This is a genomic window from Scytonema sp. UIC 10036, assembly GCF_009725235.1.
In genome coordinates this window covers 25,158-42,201 of the sequence record NZ_WJFC01000028.1, presented here as the reverse complement: position 1 = coordinate 42,201, position 17,044 = coordinate 25,158, and the positions used below count along the sequence as shown (strand labels likewise).

Sequence of the window (17,044 nt, the reverse complement as noted above, 5' to 3'; positions counted from 1 at the left end):
CTCATCTAACAGTGAACTGAATTTCCATTAGCATTTCTATTCATTGATAACGCTGACTTGTTCCTTTCCCTTGCGTTCCCTACTAGGTCAAGAACAGATGGGCGATGGCTTACTCTACTGGATACTGATTGCAATCTTCACCCTCAGCAATACTCTACTACTGAGACTGCACTCAGAGCTAGCGCGATCGCAACTTCAAGGTTTGGTGATTGGTGGCGTTGTCCTTGCCATCAGCATTTTCCCTCAAGTTATTGACTGGAAAATTGACTACACCGCGACAATGGGTCAACTTTTCAGAGACAATATCCTGGCAAGTACCATTTTCCAAAACCAACAGCCAATCGGTTTGTACTCCCACAGGGGTCATGCATCATTTGTGCTTGCAGCCGTCGCGATCGCAACAGTTGTGAGTTGGCAGTGGCAGTGGATAAATACTCTGGCTGCGGCTGTAGCCAGTGTCCTCATTATCCCTGCGCTATTAGACGCTTGAGAATCGCGAATCCAAAATTCGGGAATTAGTTCTAGGGGAATCGAGGACGAGGCGATGTGAAGGAATATGTGATTAAATGAAATGCAGATTTTATCAATTCAGTAAAATTCCTCATGCGGAGAGATTCGATTTTTTACAAACTGTTTCAACAATCCCCCAGTTTACTCTTTGAACTATTGACAGAGCCACCAGAAAATGCGGGAGAGTACAAATTTGACTCGGTAGCTGTCAAAGAACCGAAATTTGAGATTGACGGTGTATTTCTCCCACCGGAAAATGCAGGTGCTGGAGTTGTGTATTTCTGTGAAGTACAGTTTCAAAAAGATGAAAAGCTGTATGAACGGCTATTTGCAGAATCCTCATTATATTTTTATCGCAACCGTGACAGGTTTAGCGACTGGCAAGCAGTGATAATTTATCCAACACGCAGTATCGAACAAAGCGATCTTAATCCCCATCGCTCATTCCTGAATGGTGGACAAGTACACCGGGTGTATTTAGATGAGTTGGGAGATATTGACTCGTTACCTTTATGGGTAGCATTGATGGTGCTAACTACGGTAGAAGAAACTCAAGCACCAGAACAAGCAAGGTATTTGTTATCCAGAACCCGTGGAGAATTACCATCACCACAGAGTCGCGCCATAATAGAGATGATTATGACAATTATGGTGTACAAGTTTGAGCAATTAAGTAGAAAGGAGATAGAATCAATGCTGGGGATAACAATCAAGGAGACGCGAGTTTATCAGGAAATTAAGGAAGAAGGACGACAGCAAGAGGCTGCTAATCTGATTGTTCGACAGCTAACAAAGCGATTTGGAGAACTTTCTGAGGAAATGCGCTCTTCAATTTCTACTTTACCTTTGCCTGTTCTAGAAGATTTGAGTGAAGCACTGTTAGATTTTACCAGTATGGCTGATTTGCAGTCGTGGTTAGCAGCACTTTAGAGTTAAGATGACGATGCATTTCCGCCAGGATCTAAACTGTAAACGGCTAACAACTGTTCTTTTTCGGAATAGTTTTACAGCACTTGTAGGGGCGCGGCGGCCTTGCGCCCCTACGATTGTTGACAATTGTTAAAAAGTCAGTTTAGAAACCGTTTTTGGTAGAAAATGCGACTCAACGCTTTCAGTCCGCAAAGAGAGACACGCGATTCCCGTTCCAAGAGGGTTCGCCAACGCTTAGCCCGGATACTAGTACAGCTTGGCATCAGAAACATACCATTAGAGGTTACGAAAATTAAATTGCTTGCAGTGTCGAGAACAGTATGCGTATTGACGCTGCTCTGTACTAGCCCGCTCGTAACTGCAAGGTTTGATTATTGGTGGCGTCGTCCTTCCCATCAGTATTTTCCTTATAATGTTACTATATCCATATATCAAAAATAAAAAACTTACAATAATGCTACTTCCACCAAAATTACACAATTTGCCTAATAATCTACCACTTGAAGGAGCTGTTCGTATCGAAATTAGTTGAAGGAATTCCCATCTTTCGGGCTTCCAATACAGTTCAAAATCATATAGAAGAATTATTGAAAAAATTATCCACTGAATTCTGAGGAAGAGCGCGAACTTGACCTTTACGAAGAAGTTGATGATTATCTCAGCTTTATAAATCGAACTATTCGCAATGCTTTCTTAACACAAACAAGTATCTGATTTTTCTAAAAAATGAAAAATAAGAGTGCCTACATACTCAGTTTGCAGGAAATTGATAACACAAAGCTTGCAATGGTCGGGGGCAAAGGTGCTAACCTGGGGGAACTTACTAAGATTGAAGGAATCCACGTACCGGATGGCTTTTGTATTTCTACTGAAGCTTTTAAAAGAATCATTGGGGAAACGCCGTCGATCGCCGAATTACTCGCTCGGTTATCGCTTATAAAGATGGAAAACCGAGATAAAATTGGCGAACTTAGTGCTGAGATTCGTAGGGTCATCGAAGCGATCGCCATTCCGCAAGACATTAATGAAGAGATCGCCCGCTTCCTCTCCAGGTTTGATGAAAAAAATGCCTATGCAGTACGATCCAGTGCAACTGCCGAGGATTTACCGACGGCTTCCTTTGCAGGGCAGCAGGATACGTATTTGAACATTATCGGTCATGTGGCAATCTATCAGCATATCAGCAAGTGCTGGGCTTCGCTATTTACCGAGAGAGCAGTAATTTACCGTCTTCAAAACGGCTTCGACCACCGTAAAGTCTACCTATCTGTGGTTGTTCAGAAGATGCTCTTTCCGCAGACGGCAGGAATTTTGTTTACTGCCGATCCTGTCACTTCTAATAGGAAAGTATTATCCATTGATGCTAGCTTCGGACTTGGTGAGGCTTTGGTTTCCGGTTTGGTGAATGCTGATATCTATAAAGTGCGTAACGGCAAGGCGATCGATAAGAAGATATCCACCAAGAAGCTGGCTATTTATGCCTTAAAAGATGGCGGTATCAAAGAACAGGAACTAGATCCTGAGTTGCAAAACACACAAGTGCTAACGGATGAGCAGATCTTGCAGCTCGATCGCATGGGCAGAAAGATCGAAGAACATTTCGGTTGCCCCCAGGACATCGAATGGTGTTTGGTTGATGATACATTCTATATTGTCCAGAGCCGTCCCATCACTACCTTATTTCCCATTCCTGAAGCAAACGATGGGGAAAATCGCGTTTATGTATCTGTCGGTCACCAACAAATGATGACCGACGCTATGAAACCATTGGGAATATCTTTATGGCAACTAACGGCTGCCAGACCTATGTATAATGCAGGTGGAAGGTTGTTTGTTGATATTACACAGGAGCTGGCTTCACCTGTCAGAAGAGAAATTTTAGTAGGCGTCCTTGGAAAATCCGATCCGCTCATAAAAGACGCATTGACGACTATCATAGAGCGAGGTGATTTTATACAATCGTCACCAGAGGATCGAGAAGAACAGATTCCCGGTAAAAGCAATAAAGGGAGGTCACTTGCAGATTTTCAAACACTAAACGAATACGATCCGGCGATTGTTGACGATTTGATTAAGCGTAGTGAAACATCAATAGAAGAGTTAAAACAAGACATCCAAACGAAATCAGGAACAGATCTATTTGATTTTATTGTGGAGGATATTCAGCACCTAAAGAAGATTTTACATGACTCGCAAAGTTTTGGTGTGATTATGACTGCCATGAATGCTTCATCATGGGTCAATGAGAAGATGAAGGAGTGGTTAGGTGAAAAAAACGCAGCAGACACGCTTTCTCAATCTGTACCCAACAATATCACTTCGTCCATGGGTCTGGAGCTATTGGATGTCGCAGATGTGATTCGCCCTTATCCAGAAGTCATTGAGTATTTACAACAGGTAAAAGACGATCGCTTTTTGGAGGAACTGGTTCAGTTTAATGGTGGACTCGAAGCCCGGAATGCTATCCATGCTTATCTCAACAAATACGGAATGCGATGTGCCGGAGAAATCGATATTACAAAAACCCGTTGGAGCGAAAAACCAGCTACACTTATCCCATTGATTCTTAATAATATCAAAAACTTAGAACCTGGTGCAAGCAAGCGGAAGTTCGAGCAAGGGCTACAGGAGGCTTTGAACAAAGAACAAGCGTTATTAGATCGATTAACGCAATTGCCGGATGGCGAACAAAAAGCCAAAGAAACAAAACGAATGATTGACCTAATTCGGAATTTCATCGGTTATCGTGAATATCCAAAATACAGTATGGTTAATCGCTACTTCGTTTATAAGCAGGTTTTACTGAAAGAAGGCGAACAACTCGTACAAGCCAACATTATTCATGAAAAAGAAGATATATACTATCTTACTTTTGAAGAACTTCGCGAAGTCGTATGCACAAATAAACTGGATTACCAGATCGTCAGCAAACGAAAAGACGAGTACAAATTATATGAAAAACTAACTCCACCACGTGTGATTACGTCTGATGGTGAAATCATTGCAGGTGAGTACAAACGAAAAAATCTTCCAGCCGAAGCTATTGTAGGTCTACCTGTTTCTTCCGGGGTTATAGAGGGACGGGCGCGTGTCATCTTAAATATGGAAGATGCCGATCTCGAAGATGGAGATATATTGGTCACCTCCTTTACTGACCCTAGCTGGACACCATTGTTTGTATCCATAAAAGGTCTAGTCACCGAAGTTGGTGGACTGATGACTCATGGAGCAGTTATCGCACGTGAGTATGGCTTACCAGCAGTCGTCGGAGTAGAAAATGCTACAAAGCTAATAAAAGATGGGCAGCGAATTCGCGTGCATGGAACAGAAGGGTATGTAGAAAACCTTTAAACCAAACGTTACCAGCAACCAATCAGCACATTATACTATGGCAAGATGTTTCTGTTTGGCAATAACTTTCTTCTTTATGCTGATGAAAGTAATAAGTACTATTTTGGAAGAGTGAAAGTGACTAACTATTGGTGACATCATCTTCCACATTAGTATTTTCCTTATATGTTACTATATCCATATATCAAAAATAAAAAACTTACGATAATGCTACTTCCACCAAAATTACAAAATTTACCTAATAATCTACCACTTGAAGGAGCCGTTCGTATTGAATTAGTTGAAGGAATTCCTATCTTTCGGGCTTCCAGTGCAGTTCAACATCGTATAGAAGAATTATTGACAAAACAAAAAAAATATCCACTGAATTCTGAGGAAGAGCGCGAACTTGACCTTTACGAAGAAGTTGATGATTATCTCAGCTTTATAAATCGAACTATTCGTAATGCTTTCTTAACACAAACAAGTATCTGATTTTTCTATATGGCTGTACGTCGTCTAATTCCTAAAGATATCCAAACTCTGGTACGTCAGCGTGCTAATTGCCTTTGCAAATACTGTCATACTTCTGAGCAATGGCAATATGTAGAGTTTACAATTGAACACATTATCCCATTAGATAAAAACGGATTAGATGCGATCGATAACTTAGCACTAGCCTGCTTTCACTGTAACCGTAAAAAATCTGATAAAACAACAGCTATTGATTCTGATTCTGGTGCTGAAGTTTCTCTATTTAATCCAAGAATAAATAATTGGAACGACCATTTCATTTGGTCAGCAGATAAATTATATATTATTGGTTTAACTGTTATTGGTAGAGTAACAATAGCTGCATTAGCATTGAACCGCGAACGTGTAATTAGTATTCGCTCTGCAGATAAACTTATCGGGCGGCATCCTCCAGTGGACGATCCAATTTTAGTAGAAAATTGAAAGAGTATTGAAAATTCTAACTTCGTTAAGATTAATTAAGTGTGTTAGTTAGGATTGAAGGACTCTCGAATGTTATTCATGATTATTGAACGCTTCAAAAATAACGATATGTTGCCAATCTATCAGCGTGTTCGTGAGGAAGGAAGAATGTTTCCCGAAGGTCTGAAATACATTGATAGTTGGGTAGAACCAAATTTTAGTAGATGTTTCCAGCTTATGGAGTGTAATGATTTGCGCTTACTTCAGGAATGGATTCTGAAATGGCGTGGTTCAGGAGCAACTTTTGAAATTGTTCCTGTTGTGAGTAGTAAAGAGACTCAAGAAGTCGTTAATCCATTCCTCGATCGCTGGGAATTCTAATCTGGAAAAGCCACACCAGTCAATGGGTCGCGGATATATAATCCTAATGTGAGACTACGCATCACTTCATCCCAAACAGGTGTTAGCTGTTCTGCTTGGTCTACCCAATAATCGAAGGTAATCAAGCATTGAATGTTCGACCCTATACCGATGCAAGTCCGCGAGAAAGCTTCTCGTGGCTCCTCTTGAGTGTCTATGAACTTAATCTCTGTCCAAACAATCTTGGCAGTTTGGCGTTTGACGGTAATTATGTCTCCTTTGGCAATGACGTTGCGAGTTTCATTTTCCACCACTTTTCTCAAAGTTGATTTCAGGGGAAACTGACTCCAGTCATGAGGTGGTAGACGATTGAAAGAGACTTCCAGACAGCAATCCTCGTCAGGTGGTTCTTTATCGAAGAACTTAAATGATTTTTCTTGTGGCGCAAAAGCCCAATCACGAGGTATGTTGAAGCGCACTGCTCCTCGATCTGCCACAAATATTTTATAACCAGGTGGACCTTCCCAGTGATGGTCTGGTTTTAGTTCAAGCGTTTGTTTCATCCACTCTAGATTGCTTTTTTTACGCTTTGCCATAGTGTTTTTGCCAATCCGATACTGCGATCGCCCACTTTGTTAATGTTATCAAGTTCTCCTAAACTCAACAACTGAGATTTTCTGTGAGTTACAGCAATTTTCATTATAAATAAACTACGCCGTTGGTAAGGGTGCAATGCCTTGCGCCCCTACGGCTATTTTTACCTGAAAATGGTTATAAATTGAGATGGTAATGAGAAGGCGAAAATGGCAAACTCAACCTTTTGGAGGAAGACAATATGCTTGAAAACCCAAAACCACCTGTTGCGCCAGTCCAACCTGTTACAGACGACTACTTTGGTATCAAGGTTACGGACAACTACCGTTACATGGAAAACTTCAAAGATGAAGAGGTGCAGAAGTGGGTAAAAGCGCAAGCCGAATGAAATGGACGCTTTTTTGCACATCGAAGATGGAGTTCATTATCTAGCAATAATGATTATACATGGCATAACTGACACGCGCTGTGAACCTTGGCAATCAACTAAATTTGCAGCACGAGTTCAAGCTGCATCTGTCAGTGGCAAACCTGTCTTACTCCGCATTGACTACGAAGCGGGACATGGCGCGGGATCGACAATAGCGCTTGATTTCTTAACTCCGCTTATAAACAAGCTCCATTCTCAACTTTTCAATCTCCAACTTTAACTTCTCATTTTCCATCCTCAACTTACTATTCTCCTCTCGAACAAATTCAATTTCATTTCTCTTACTCAGAGCTAGATCCATTGCTAACTTACGCATATCTAGCGAGAACCAACGTTGATAAGTTTGGGTATGAACTTGCACGCTATGCCCTAAATTATCTGCGGCTGCTTTTATTGGTATCCCTAAAATATGCGCCCGAATTGCCCAAGCATGACGTAAATCATAGGGTTTAAAATCCAATCCAATTTTACGAAACCACCAACTGATTCTTTGAGTTAATGCTGTTGTTTCTGCATAGTTATTCTTATCTTTCTTTCTAATTGCTGTTGCTAACATATCTAAATATTTAGGATTTCTTAAATCAAAGTCATCAATCCATTGTTTGTATAACGGCAATGCTTGTCTTTCTCCTGTTTTACAATCTTTATGCACTTTCCAAGTCAAATCCTGGTTTTCTTGGCTTAACCACCAATTGATATCGGGATTGGTAAAAAGTTCTCTTGGTCGCAACCCAAAAACTGCTAGCATTCCATATGTCCAACGCCAAAGTTGCCAACTATCTTTGACTTCTTGATTGACCTGATTTCCCCGAATAGTTAAATAATCTTCAAATTTCAGAATTCCCCTACATATTTCTTCATCTGAAGGTATCTTGCGGGAGTTGCACTCAGGCATTTTGGAATATTTGGATAAATCAATTTCGATTTTGAAAGTTAGACAAAAGGCTGCGATCGCACGAACCGCATTATATCTCGACCATTCCTTATCAATTTTCTCAATGGATTCTATAAAATTTTCTGGAGATGCTATATCATTGGGATTGGTAAACCGTTTTGTTCGAGAAAAATAATAAAAAAAACTATGTTCGCTCTTTGTGGTACGCTGATGAGTTTTAAAATACTCTTCTTCAAATTTTTCCAATAATTCTCCGATAGTGAGAAAATTTTTCTTAGTAGCTTCATTTCCTAAATATTTATCAGTCCATTGAAAGCTATGCCTTGCAATTAACTTTCCTAATTCATAGGCTTCTTCCTCAGCAGTCCTTAACCCATCTAGGTTAGCTGGAATATTTAAACTGAGATTATATTGTTTTCTCCCCGTACCTCTTGTGTTCTTATCTCCTGGTTTAAGTGGTAACGTAGCGCGTAACTGTAAGCTTCCGTTAGATTCCCTAATTGTTACTTTTGTTTTTGCTAACTTCAAACGCTGATTAACTTTTTCTAATTCCAGTAATACTTTATTTTGCATATGCTTTCTTTGTAGCCGTGCTTGCAGACTTGAGCCAAGAAAACTGCACTTAGTTGACGAACCTAGCTCTAAATCTTCAAAAAACTGCCGATATTTATCATTTCTATCGGGAGTGTTTTTAGCCTAAATTTAGTTTAAAAATAAATGTGTTACTCGCAAACACTGTTTAGCTTTGACATTGCTTGCAGCAAACATTACACAGCTAAAAACTATCAAAGCATAAAAAGAATTACTCCGGTCCTTATCACGGTTATGACGGTTTCGCAGTTTTTGCTCGTGACATGGATTTGGCTCTTAACAGCCCAACTTGGGATATTATTCCTACTCCTTGGAAGAAAGAAACTGCTAAGGCTAAAGTTAGTGCTTAATTTCTAAATTAGTTACCAAGCTAACAGCTTGGTAGCTAAAGATGAGGCAGCAGCCCACACTAATGCATTCCCAGGCTCAGCCTGGGAACGAGGATGAGACAGCAACTTCCTGTTTCACTAAGTATTCTCAGGTAGTACCTGAAATCAAGGGGGACTAGGGACTAGAAAACAATTTTCAATTCCTAATCCCCAATCCCCAATCCCTACAACATACAACCCAGCAAGCTTGGAGAACATCAATGCCTCAGAATCCAGAACAAATTAAAGACCACGCAGAGCTGTTCCAACAACCAGAATACCAAGAGTTATTCAAGAACAAGAGAGAACAGTTTGAAGGCGGACACAGTGACGAAGAAGTAGAACGGGTTTCTGAGTGGACAAAAAGCTGGGAGTACCGCGAAAAGAACTTTGCTCGTGAAGCGTTAACTGTTAACCCTGCAAAAGGTTGCCAACCCTTAGGAGCTATTTTTGCTGCTGCAGGTTTTGAAGGTACTTTACCCTTTGTACAAGGTTCTCAAGGTTGCGTTGCTTATTTCCGTACTCACCTCAGCCGTCACTACAAAGAGCCGTTCTCCGCCGTTTCTTCTTCCATGACTGAAGACGCTGCTGTATTCGGTGGTTTGAACAACATGATTGAAGGTTTGCAAGTTGCTTACCAACTTTACAAGCCCAAAATGATTGCTGTTAGCACCACTTGTATGGCAGAAGTTATCGGTGATGACTTGGGCGCGTTCATCGGTAATGCTAAAAATGCAGATGCAATTCCCCAGGATTTCCCCGTACCTTTTGCTCACACTCCTAGCTTCGTTGGTTCTCACATCACTGGTTACGACAACATGATGAAGGGAATTCTGTCTAATTTGACAGAAGGTAAGAAGAAAAATACCACCAACGGTAAGCTGAACTTTGTTCCTGGATTTGATACCTACACTGGTAACAACCGCGAAATCAAGCGGATGCTGGGCTTGATGGGAATTGACCATACTATCCTGGCCGATAACAGCGATTATCTGGATTCACCAAACACTGGTGAGTACAATATGTACCCAGGTGGTACCAAGCTAGAAGATGCTGCTGATTCCATCAATGCAAATGGAACCGTGTTCTTACAAGGATACTCCACTCAAAAGACACAAGAGTATATCAAAGAAAAGTGGGGTCAACAAACCAAGGTATTACGTCCTTGGGGTGTTAAAGGCACTGATGAATTCTTAATGACATTATCAGAATTAACTGGTAAGCCTATCCCTGAAGAGTTAGAAATCGAACGGGGACGCTTGGTAGATGCCATGACAGACTCCTATGCTTGGATTCATGGTAAGAAGTTCGCAATTTACGGCGATCCAGATTTAATCATCAGTGTAGTTAGCTTCTTGTTGGAGTTGGGTGCTGAACCAGTACACATCCTCTGCAACAATGGCGATAACGAATTCAAGAAAGAAATGGAAGCAATCCTCAGCGCTAGCCCCTTCGGTAAGCAAGCTACTGTTTGGATTCAAAAAGACTTGTGGCACTTACGCAGTCTCTTGTTCACCGAACCTGTAGACTTCTTCGTAGGCAACTCCTACGGTAAGTACCTGTGGCGCGATACCAAGATCCCAATGGTGCGGATTGGTTATCCTCTCTTCGATCGCCACCACTTGCACCGCTACCCAACTGTTGGTTACCAAGGTGGTTTAAACCTACTCAACTGGATTGTTAACACAATTCTGGATGAGTTGGATCGTAACACCAACATTACTGGTAAGACCGATATTTCCTTCGACTTGATTCGCTAGAAATTGTGTTAGCCTGCGACGTGCCAAAAAGGGAAAAGGAAAAGGTTAATGGTTAATGGTTAGTTGTTAGTTGTTAGTTGTTAGTTGTTAGTTGCTGATTAAATTCTCTACTAACTACTAACCACTAACTACTAACAATACCCCAATCACTTTTCTTTTTCCTTTTTCTTTTACATTTTTTCCGATTGTTTATTATGGAAACTGTAACTCACACCCACACTCATCCAAACTATCATCCACCAAACAAAAAATCAGGCTCCTTTGATATTTTATATCCTTTGCGCCGTTTGGTAGATAAAATTCAAATTAGAAATGCTCGCCTCGCTCATCTTCTTTGTCAACTGATTCCTTGCTGTTGTCCTTTTGAGCGAGATATTAAATTATTTGGACGGACTTTCCACATTCCGCCTCTTTGTAAACTTAATCCTTTGTATGACGAGTTTGTTGCTTTGCGTTTCCGTGCTTTATCTTACTTGGCTGATGAATGTGGAGAAGATATTACGAAATATATTTGCTAGTGGTTAGTGGTTATTTGTTAGTTGTTAATAGAATAACTATCCATTAGCTACTAACTATAGGAATTCTCTCAATTTTTGAAATATACGTAGGTAGGGCTAAAGTCCACCCTACACCACCAACCACTAACTACTAACCACTAACCACTAACATTCTTAAGAGAGGAATCAAATGAAACTTAACCAAAGTAAAATTAATGAGTTGCTGACTCAGCCCGGTTGCGAACATAATAAAACCAAGCATGGCGACAAGAAAAATAAATCTTGCTCCCAATTACCTAAACCAGGTGCTGCTCAAGGGGGTTGTGCTTTTGATGGTGCTATGATTGCTCTAGTACCTATTACCGATGCCGCTCATTTAGTTCACGGACCGATCGCTTGTTCTGGTAATTCTTGGGGGAGTCGCGGTAGTTTTTCCTCCGGTCCTACTCTTTACAAGACTGGCTTTACCACTGATATGGATGAAACTGATGTCATCTTTGGTGGAGCTAAAAAGTTGTACAAAGCTATTTTGGAAATTGAAAAGCGCTACCATCCTGCTGCTATCTTTGTTTACTCTACTTGTGTCACCGCCCTTATTGGTGAAGACTTAGATGCCGTGTGTAAAGCGGCAGGAGAAAAAATCAACACTCCTGTTATCCCTGTTAATGCTCCAGGTTTTATTGGTAGCAAGAATTTTGGCAACCGTCTTGCAGGCGAGGCTCTCTTAGATTATGTTGTCGGTACACGTGAACCTAAACACTTACAACAACACCTTTTGTGATATGATTTTGGGACTGATTTGAACGGATTCTCATGAGAGTTTACGGTTACGCCCGCGTTAGCACACAAGAACAAGCAGAGGAGTTTGATGCACTCAATCAGCAAATAGCTAGATTAAAAGCGGCGGGTGCAATGGAAGTATTGATTGATATTGAGTCGGGACGCAACGATGCAAGAAAACAATTTAACGAGTTGCTGAAGTTGGTACAACAAAATCAAGTTGACGAAATTATCATAACTCGTGTCGATCGCCTGGGTAGAAGTGTGATTACTATTCATAAGACGATTGACATTTTCGTGAGGCATAATGTCAATCTACGGGTACTTGATGCGCCCGTCGATCCAAATAGCCCGTTTGGATGGTTTAGTATCAACCAAATGTCCGGGCTTGCTGAGTTTGAATCAAGGCTATTATCCCAACGGGTTAAACAAGGAAACGAGTATTTTCGGCAGCAATTAAAGTTTTGCGTTCCTCCATTTGGATATGCCAAAGACGAAAATCATCGATTAACCCCTAATAAAAATATTCACGAAAAATCTGGTAAAACCTATTTTGAACTAGCCAAGATGATTATCGATTTAATTTTGGAAATGAGATCGCTTAAAGATGTATGTAACTATATTTACAATGAATATGAAGTAGTTTTTACTGTTGCAGGCTTGCGAGATTGGGTCAAAAACTTGGCACTGCAAGGACATACAGCCTATTTCATGAAAAAGAAAAAAGGTATTAATCGGGAACCCATAATCAATTTCAATACCCATGAAGCCGTAATTACATCAGCTACAGTAGACGCAATTCAACAGAAATTGTTAGCAAATAGAAAGTATCGGAGTTCGGAAAAATCAACCCGTGGCGACTATCCACTTGCAGGCTTAATTAAGTGTACCCATTGTGGGGGAGGTATGTATCGTAACTTTTCCCGACACAAAACCAAAACCGAGTATATGCGCTGCGTGAATTACAACAAACCAGGAAAGTATCACTGCGAAAATTCAAAATGTACCCGACTGCGGGAAATCGTAGCCAAGACGCTCGCAGCTTTATGCAAGTATGCACCGAAATTAATCGAGCATCTGGAAAATCAATCGGCGACGACACAAGTCATCAATACCAAACAAATCGAAAAGTTAACCAACGAATTGTCCGTTCTGCGGGGACTTCGCAGTTCCAACCCAGACATAATTCAAGCGATCGCCAAAGTAGAAGCGACGATTGGTACCCTATCAATCCCAAGCAAAATTGTTGATACGGATACTTTTGAGAATGCCAAGAGGAAAATAGTCATTGCTTCTCAAGCTACATTCTGGGAAAGATTGGATGACTCGGAACTGCGAGCTGCACTAGCTGAGTTTGTAGAGAAGGTTGAGGTAGATTCAGAAGGGGTTGTATCTCCCAATTTTAAATTGCCAATACCTGATTTGACTTTTTTATAGATATTCCAAAAATTCCAGAAATACCAAAGCTTCCAAAGGAAATTCAGAACCCGTCGCCTATCGTCCGTGATAAGCACCACACGCTCGACAATCTTCTAACGGGAAATGAGTAGTCCCCTATCAATCTAAGGGGATACCTTTGAGAATACCAAGAGGAAAACAGTTATTGCTTCTCAAGCTACATTCTGGGAATCATTGGATGACTCGGAACTGCGATCGGCATTGGCTGAGTTTGTAGAGAAGGTTGAGGTGGATTCAGAAGGGACTGTAACTCCTAGTTTTAAATTGCCATGAATTCTATCATCAATACATCCATAGGTTTTGATGAATTCTTCAGGAGACATATCTCCAATCTTCAAGTTCCCGTAATATCTTTCATAAGTTTCAAGTAACTTGTCATTGAGCATTTTTAGGACTTTTTGAGAACGTTCTGAAGCCATAAAACATTCTGTAGCGATGTTTCTAGCTTATTCATTAGCTAAAATTTTTCTGTTAACAGCGAACGAATAAGCATCGCCCATACCGTTTTATGATAAGTTGAAATTTTCAAGCTGTGTATATCGTGTTGTAGCCGAGTGCTACATCTATCACCTCGCCGGAAATAAAGCGGGCATGGTCACTAGCCAAGAAAGTGGCAGTGTCGGCGATGTCTTGTGGATCGAGGGCAGGCTTAGCCTTCAAAGGTAACATCGCACCGACTACCTTGTCTTGCTCTTCAAAACTTTTCACTCCCGTTGAGCGTAGTTGTCCTTGTGAGCGATACAAAGGAGTATTGACAGGTCCTGGAGCAATGGAATTGACGGTAATGTTGGACGCTCCAAATTCAATGGCGGCTGATTTAGTTAGCCCAATCACAGCCCACTTAGTGGTGCCATAAGCACCATTGCCCACTACACCCTGACGACCGCCAATAGAGGAAATTGTTATGATGCGACCGCCCTGACGTGCTTTCATGTGCGGGACAACTGCCTGAATTGTGTTGAATACGCCGTTGATATTGACATCAATTGTATCGCGCCACTGCTGCTCGTTTGAGCCTTCGATTGTAGTCCAGATAGCGATGCCAGCATTGGCAACCGCAATATCTAGACCGCCGAGTTCGCGTGCAGTGAGGGCTGCGGCTTCCTTCATCGCGTTATTGTTGCGTACATCAACCTTGAGCTTAAGTGCTTTAACTCCAAGCGCACGTACAGCCGCCACAGTTTCATCAAGCTCGCTCTCATTGGCAAGGCGGTAACCTGAGATTGGCATTCCTCCAGTGGGGTCAGCAATATCAAGCAAAGCAACATTAGCACCGTTTTTAGCGAAATCGATAGCGATCGCTCGTCCGATACCGCGAGCTGCTCCTGTTACCAAAGCGACTTTTCCAACAAGAAGTCGAGAAGTCCCTTCTTGTGGGCGAGCGTTGGTTTGTTTCTGAGCGGGGGCTTCCTGGGATTTAAGAGGCGACATTGTTCCTAGAACCATTCCTGTGGCAGTTAGAGCAGCACTTTTGATAATTTCGCGGCGATGTTGCGTCATTGCTTTTTCCTCATGAACTCTAGAGTAAGCTTAAGGGCGCAACCACTCAGCAAAATAGTAAATTCTTGCTTAAGAAGCTCGAAGTTTGGCAAAAACCTTGGGAGAAACACCTACAGTTCGTTTGAAAGCTTTACCAAAATGAGTTTGGTCGTAAAATCCAACCTGTAAGGCTATATCGGTTAAGTTAGTATCAACACAGACAGTTATTAACTTTTTGGCTCGTTCCACCCGATTTTGAAGGACATATTGGTGAGGAGATAGTCCCAAAGAATTTTTAAACAGACGAGCAAAATGGAAAACACTTAAATTCAAAAGTTCTGCTAGATGAGTGAGACTAAGTTCCTCTGACAAATTAGCATGAATATATTCAATTATTTCTCTTAGTTGCAGCGACGAGAGCTTACCGCGTGGTTGTGAGAATGATTTGGGACAAACACTATGCTGTTGAAGTAGATAAAGCGCAAACGCTAACGCTAATGATTCACCATAAAGCACTCCCCCATAACTTCTTGAGATCAACTCAGCTTGGAATCGTTGAGCAAAATCTGCAATTACAGGATCGAATGCAGCACGTTGTTCTTGAAAGCAAGTACCTTCTTTTATACCACTGTCTTGAAAACTGCGGTCAACAAACGTAGGATCGAGGGCGATCGCTATAAATTCAAAGCGATCGTGCCAACGGGGAAAGTTAACTTCTCCGTGGGACTGCAAACAAAACTCACCTGGATGTAACAGCTTGCTTCGCCAATGGCTGTTGTCCTTCCACTCATACTCGATCGGTTGACCTGCATGAACTATAAGGCGATGTCCTTGAACGTAATGCTCGGGCAGTTCCATCGGTGGAATGCTGTGCATTTCTACAACAATACCGCGCCATCCTACTTCGGCACTTGATCGCCGTACACACCCTTGAGGTGCTGCCGAAAATGGTTTTTCAGTAACCGTGTCAATCAGATGGATTTGACTTTCAGACATTAATGTTTCTACAACATTTCTGGGATGAGGGAATATCATTATGAAATATAGCAAGAGTTCGTGCAAATAACCAGAGTGCGTAGATTTCGATTAAACGTTGGTGACGCTTCAACTTCAATCACTGGTTGCTCAGACATTCTCCAGTCCTTCCCAAACTCGCTCGATAGGAATCGTTTGTCCTGTTTGAGCTTCATGCCAAGCTTGACGAAAATCTTCTAAGATTGCTTCATTAGGTGTATCATCCTCATCGTCTTTTGTCTCTTCTGGAATAAGAACAATTACTTCAACACGACTGTTCTTATCTATCATTATGGGGCAATCTAACGTCAGTTGCCCATGTTCATCAATGCTTGCCATAACTTTGATTGCTTTCATTTGGTTCTCAAAATTCCTATAGTATAATGGCTCGCGATGCCTGTTTATTCTAAGCTTACACAAATTCTGAAAGATTATGCTGATTTTTTAGGCAAGCATAAGTAAGTTATTCCCTCTACCTTTCTGGATATGCAGCGATAAGCCTTTATGCTTAACAATTAAAGCCGTATTGCGAAGACAAGTGTAGAATTTAATGAGTTAATAAGTCATCAGGCAAGCCATTACGGTTAACGCTTTCATGGCTATGACTCGGCGACCATAACTTGCTCAATGATTTCATTTATTTACCGCGCCATAAATGAACAGCCTCAGGATTGATCTGAGATCTCACCTGCTGCCATTCTTCAAGAAGATAGTCATCATCGACGATTGATTCATGCTTTTCATCCTTAAGGACAGCTAACACATGAACACCAGATGGATAGATAACGTGACGAATTTTTGGTTCATAACCTAATTGTTCAAGTGTAGCTAAAACCTCATCAGTACTACCTGCAATTGAAAGGTCTACCGCTAACAAGATTTGACCTACCTTAGCCCCTGGTTTTACACACTCTAGAACAGCCATTATTCCTTCTCCTTATAATTGCAGCGATATATTTGGGGACGATTCTTTACTTTGCGAGGCTCAGTTACTGATTCCAGTTCAACGCCTTATTTATTAGCCCGTTTCTGACATTCCTTCGAGTTACCTGCTAAGTGCAGATGCGATTTTAGCAGAATTTGGTTATTCACTCTCAGTATTACACATATCT

19 protein-coding genes and 1 pseudogene are annotated in these 17,044 nt (G+C 41.3%); 12 read left to right on the top strand and 8 right to left on the bottom strand.

From position 1 onward, the window contains the following. Positions 1–97 precede the first annotated feature (97 nt). The 6 genes from F7734_RS15545 to F7734_RS15515 all read left to right on the top strand — a co-directional run bounded on the left by F7734_RS15545 (position 98) and on the right by F7734_RS15515 (position 6,087). Positions 98–490 (top strand): hypothetical protein, encoded by a 393-nt coding sequence (locus F7734_RS15545; protein WP_243146902.1) that lies wholly within the window; start codon positions 98–100, stop codon positions 488–490. Positions 491–603: 113 nt separating this feature from the next. Beyond that, positions 604–1,440 carry an Rpn family recombination-promoting nuclease/putative transposase gene (locus tag F7734_RS15540; protein WP_155745564.1) on the top strand — a complete coding sequence of 279 codons (837 nt, stop codon included), beginning with the start codon at positions 604–606 and terminating at the stop codon, positions 1,438–1,440. A 726-nt stretch (positions 1,441–2,166) separates the two neighbouring features. Beyond that, positions 2,167–4,791, top strand: coding sequence for a phosphoenolpyruvate synthase (gene ppsA / locus F7734_RS15530; protein ID WP_155745563.1), 2,625 nt, complete (start codon positions 2,167–2,169; stop codon positions 4,789–4,791). A 207-nt stretch (positions 4,792–4,998) separates the two neighbouring features. Beyond that, entirely contained in the window at positions 4,999–5,265 is a 267-nt protein-coding gene (locus F7734_RS15525) for a hypothetical protein (protein WP_243146901.1), read from the top strand. 9 nt (positions 5,266–5,274) lie between these two features. Further along, complete coding sequence (locus F7734_RS15520; RefSeq protein ID WP_155745561.1) at positions 5,275–5,727, top strand: HNH endonuclease; 453 nt, start codon at positions 5,275–5,277, stop codon at positions 5,725–5,727. A gap of 69 nt (positions 5,728–5,796) precedes the next feature. Beyond that, positions 5,797–6,087 (top strand): DUF3303 family protein, encoded by a 291-nt coding sequence (locus F7734_RS15515; protein WP_155745560.1) that lies wholly within the window; start codon positions 5,797–5,799, stop codon positions 6,085–6,087. On the opposite strand, the gene F7734_RS15510 is transcribed toward F7734_RS15515, so the two are convergent. Further along, positions 6,084–6,662, bottom strand: a complete 579-nt coding sequence (locus F7734_RS15510; protein ID WP_155745559.1) for a hypothetical protein — start codon at positions 6,660–6,662, stop codon at positions 6,084–6,086. The two genes, F7734_RS15515 and F7734_RS15510, sit on opposite strands and share 4 nt — an antisense overlap. Then, on the bottom strand, positions 6,635–6,766 hold the full coding sequence (locus F7734_RS65305) for a hypothetical protein (protein WP_279239722.1): 132 nt from the start codon (positions 6,764–6,766) through the stop codon (positions 6,635–6,637). Before F7734_RS65305 ends, F7734_RS15510 begins: the two co-directional genes overlap by 28 nt. 135 nt (positions 6,767–6,901) lie before the next feature. Between F7734_RS65305 and F7734_RS15505 the strand changes: the two genes are divergently transcribed. Both F7734_RS15505 and F7734_RS15500 read left to right on the top strand, forming a co-directional pair. Beyond that, a complete protein-coding gene (locus F7734_RS15505; protein ID WP_155745558.1) occupies positions 6,902–7,048 on the top strand; it encodes a hypothetical protein in 147 nt (48 codons plus the stop codon). Position 7,049: 1 nt separating this feature from the next. Continuing rightward, the gene (locus F7734_RS15500; RefSeq protein ID WP_155745557.1) at positions 7,050–7,310 is read left to right on the top strand and encodes a prolyl oligopeptidase family serine peptidase; all 261 of its coding nucleotides are present in this window, start codon (positions 7,050–7,052) and stop codon (positions 7,308–7,310) included. Here F7734_RS15500 and F7734_RS15495 read toward each other — a convergent pair. Further along, entirely contained in the window at positions 7,257–8,558 is a 1,302-nt protein-coding gene (locus F7734_RS15495; protein ID WP_155745556.1) for a site-specific integrase, read from the bottom strand. The two genes, F7734_RS15500 and F7734_RS15495, sit on opposite strands and share 54 nt — an antisense overlap. A gap of 607 nt (positions 8,559–9,165) precedes the next feature. Here F7734_RS15495 and nifK point away from each other — a divergent pair. The 4 genes and pseudogenes from nifK (at position 9,166) to xisF (ending at position 13,418) form a co-directional block, all read left to right on the top strand. Beyond that, positions 9,166–10,704 carry a nitrogenase molybdenum-iron protein subunit beta gene (gene nifK, locus F7734_RS15490; RefSeq protein WP_155745555.1) on the top strand — a complete coding sequence of 513 codons (1,539 nt, stop codon included), beginning with the start codon at positions 9,166–9,168 and terminating at the stop codon, positions 10,702–10,704. A gap of 194 nt (positions 10,705–10,898) precedes the next feature. Continuing rightward, on the top strand, positions 10,899–11,222 hold the full coding sequence (locus tag F7734_RS15485; protein WP_155745554.1) for a Mo-dependent nitrogenase C-terminal domain-containing protein: 324 nt from the start codon (positions 10,899–10,901) through the stop codon (positions 11,220–11,222). Between the two features lie 169 nt (positions 11,223–11,391). Continuing rightward, positions 11,392–11,961: pseudogene (locus tag F7734_RS15480) on the top strand (nitrogenase component 1); the annotation flags it as partial. A 53-nt stretch (positions 11,962–12,014) separates the two neighbouring features. Continuing rightward, positions 12,015–13,418: a fdxN element excision recombinase XisF gene (gene xisF / locus F7734_RS15475; protein WP_155745552.1), complete on the top strand. Its 1,404-nt coding sequence runs from the start codon at positions 12,015–12,017 to the stop codon at positions 13,416–13,418. Between the two features lie 173 nt (positions 13,419–13,591). Here the strand turns inward: xisF and F7734_RS15470 are convergent, their stop codons facing one another. The 5 genes from F7734_RS15470 to F7734_RS15450 form a co-directional block, all read right to left on the bottom strand. Then, a complete protein-coding gene (locus F7734_RS15470; protein ID WP_155745551.1) occupies positions 13,592–13,858 on the bottom strand; it encodes a hypothetical protein in 267 nt (88 codons plus the stop codon). 106 nt (positions 13,859–13,964) lie between these two features. Further along, on the bottom strand, positions 13,965–14,939 hold the full coding sequence (locus F7734_RS15465) for an SDR family oxidoreductase (RefSeq protein ID WP_155745550.1): 975 nt from the start codon (positions 14,937–14,939) through the stop codon (positions 13,965–13,967). Positions 14,940–15,008: 69 nt separating this feature from the next. Then, positions 15,009–15,914 carry an AraC family transcriptional regulator gene (locus F7734_RS15460; RefSeq protein WP_166481929.1) on the bottom strand — a complete coding sequence of 302 codons (906 nt, stop codon included), beginning with the start codon at positions 15,912–15,914 and terminating at the stop codon, positions 15,009–15,011. Between the two features lie 129 nt (positions 15,915–16,043). Beyond that, entirely contained in the window at positions 16,044–16,289 is a 246-nt protein-coding gene (locus F7734_RS15455) for a hypothetical protein (RefSeq protein WP_155745548.1), read from the bottom strand. Positions 16,290–16,569: 280 nt separating this feature from the next. Then, on the bottom strand, positions 16,570–16,857 hold the full coding sequence (locus F7734_RS15450) for a hypothetical protein (protein ID WP_155745547.1): 288 nt from the start codon (positions 16,855–16,857) through the stop codon (positions 16,570–16,572). Positions 16,858–17,044: the final 187 nt, after the last annotated feature.

Bases quoted from the DNA above. Each gene is read 5' to 3' on its own strand.
- F7734_RS15450 (WP_155745547.1), bottom strand. From the start codon at position 16,857: ATGGCTGTTCTAGAGTGTGTAAAACCAGGGGCTAAGGTAGGTCAAATC.
- F7734_RS15465 (WP_155745550.1), bottom strand. From the start codon at position 14,939: ATGACGCAACATCGCCGCGAAATTATCAAAAGTGCTGCTCTAACTGCC.
- F7734_RS15525 (WP_243146901.1), top strand. From the start codon at position 4,999: ATGCTACTTCCACCAAAATTACAAAATTTACCTAATAATCTACCACTT.
- F7734_RS15460 (WP_166481929.1), bottom strand. From the start codon at position 15,914: ATGTCTGAAAGTCAAATCCATCTGATTGACACGGTTACTGAAAAACCA.
- F7734_RS15520 (WP_155745561.1), top strand. From the start codon at position 5,275: ATGGCTGTACGTCGTCTAATTCCTAAAGATATCCAAACTCTGGTACGT.
- F7734_RS15505 (WP_155745558.1), top strand. From the start codon at position 6,902: ATGCTTGAAAACCCAAAACCACCTGTTGCGCCAGTCCAACCTGTTACA.
- F7734_RS15485 (WP_155745554.1), top strand. From the start codon at position 10,899: ATGGAAACTGTAACTCACACCCACACTCATCCAAACTATCATCCACCA.
- xisF (WP_155745552.1), top strand. From the start codon at position 12,015: ATGAGAGTTTACGGTTACGCCCGCGTTAGCACACAAGAACAAGCAGAG.
- F7734_RS15495 (WP_155745556.1), bottom strand. From the start codon at position 8,558: ATGCAAAATAAAGTATTACTGGAATTAGAAAAAGTTAATCAGCGTTTG.
- F7734_RS15455 (WP_155745548.1), bottom strand. From the start codon at position 16,289: ATGAAAGCAATCAAAGTTATGGCAAGCATTGATGAACATGGGCAACTG.
- F7734_RS15515 (WP_155745560.1), top strand. From the start codon at position 5,797: ATGTTATTCATGATTATTGAACGCTTCAAAAATAACGATATGTTGCCA.
- F7734_RS15470 (WP_155745551.1), bottom strand. From the start codon at position 13,858: ATGGCTTCAGAACGTTCTCAAAAAGTCCTAAAAATGCTCAATGACAAG.
- nifK (WP_155745555.1), top strand. From the start codon at position 9,166: ATGCCTCAGAATCCAGAACAAATTAAAGACCACGCAGAGCTGTTCCAA.
- ppsA (WP_155745563.1), top strand. From the start codon at position 2,167: ATGAAAAATAAGAGTGCCTACATACTCAGTTTGCAGGAAATTGATAAC.
- F7734_RS15545 (WP_243146902.1), top strand. From the start codon at position 98: ATGGGCGATGGCTTACTCTACTGGATACTGATTGCAATCTTCACCCTC.
- F7734_RS15510 (WP_155745559.1), bottom strand. From the start codon at position 6,662: ATGGCAAAGCGTAAAAAAAGCAATCTAGAGTGGATGAAACAAACGCTT.
- F7734_RS15540 (WP_155745564.1), top strand. From the start codon at position 604: ATGCGGAGAGATTCGATTTTTTACAAACTGTTTCAACAATCCCCCAGT.
- F7734_RS65305 (WP_279239722.1), bottom strand. From the start codon at position 6,766: ATGAAAATTGCTGTAACTCACAGAAAATCTCAGTTGTTGAGTTTAGGA.
- F7734_RS15500 (WP_155745557.1), top strand. From the start codon at position 7,050: ATGGACGCTTTTTTGCACATCGAAGATGGAGTTCATTATCTAGCAATA.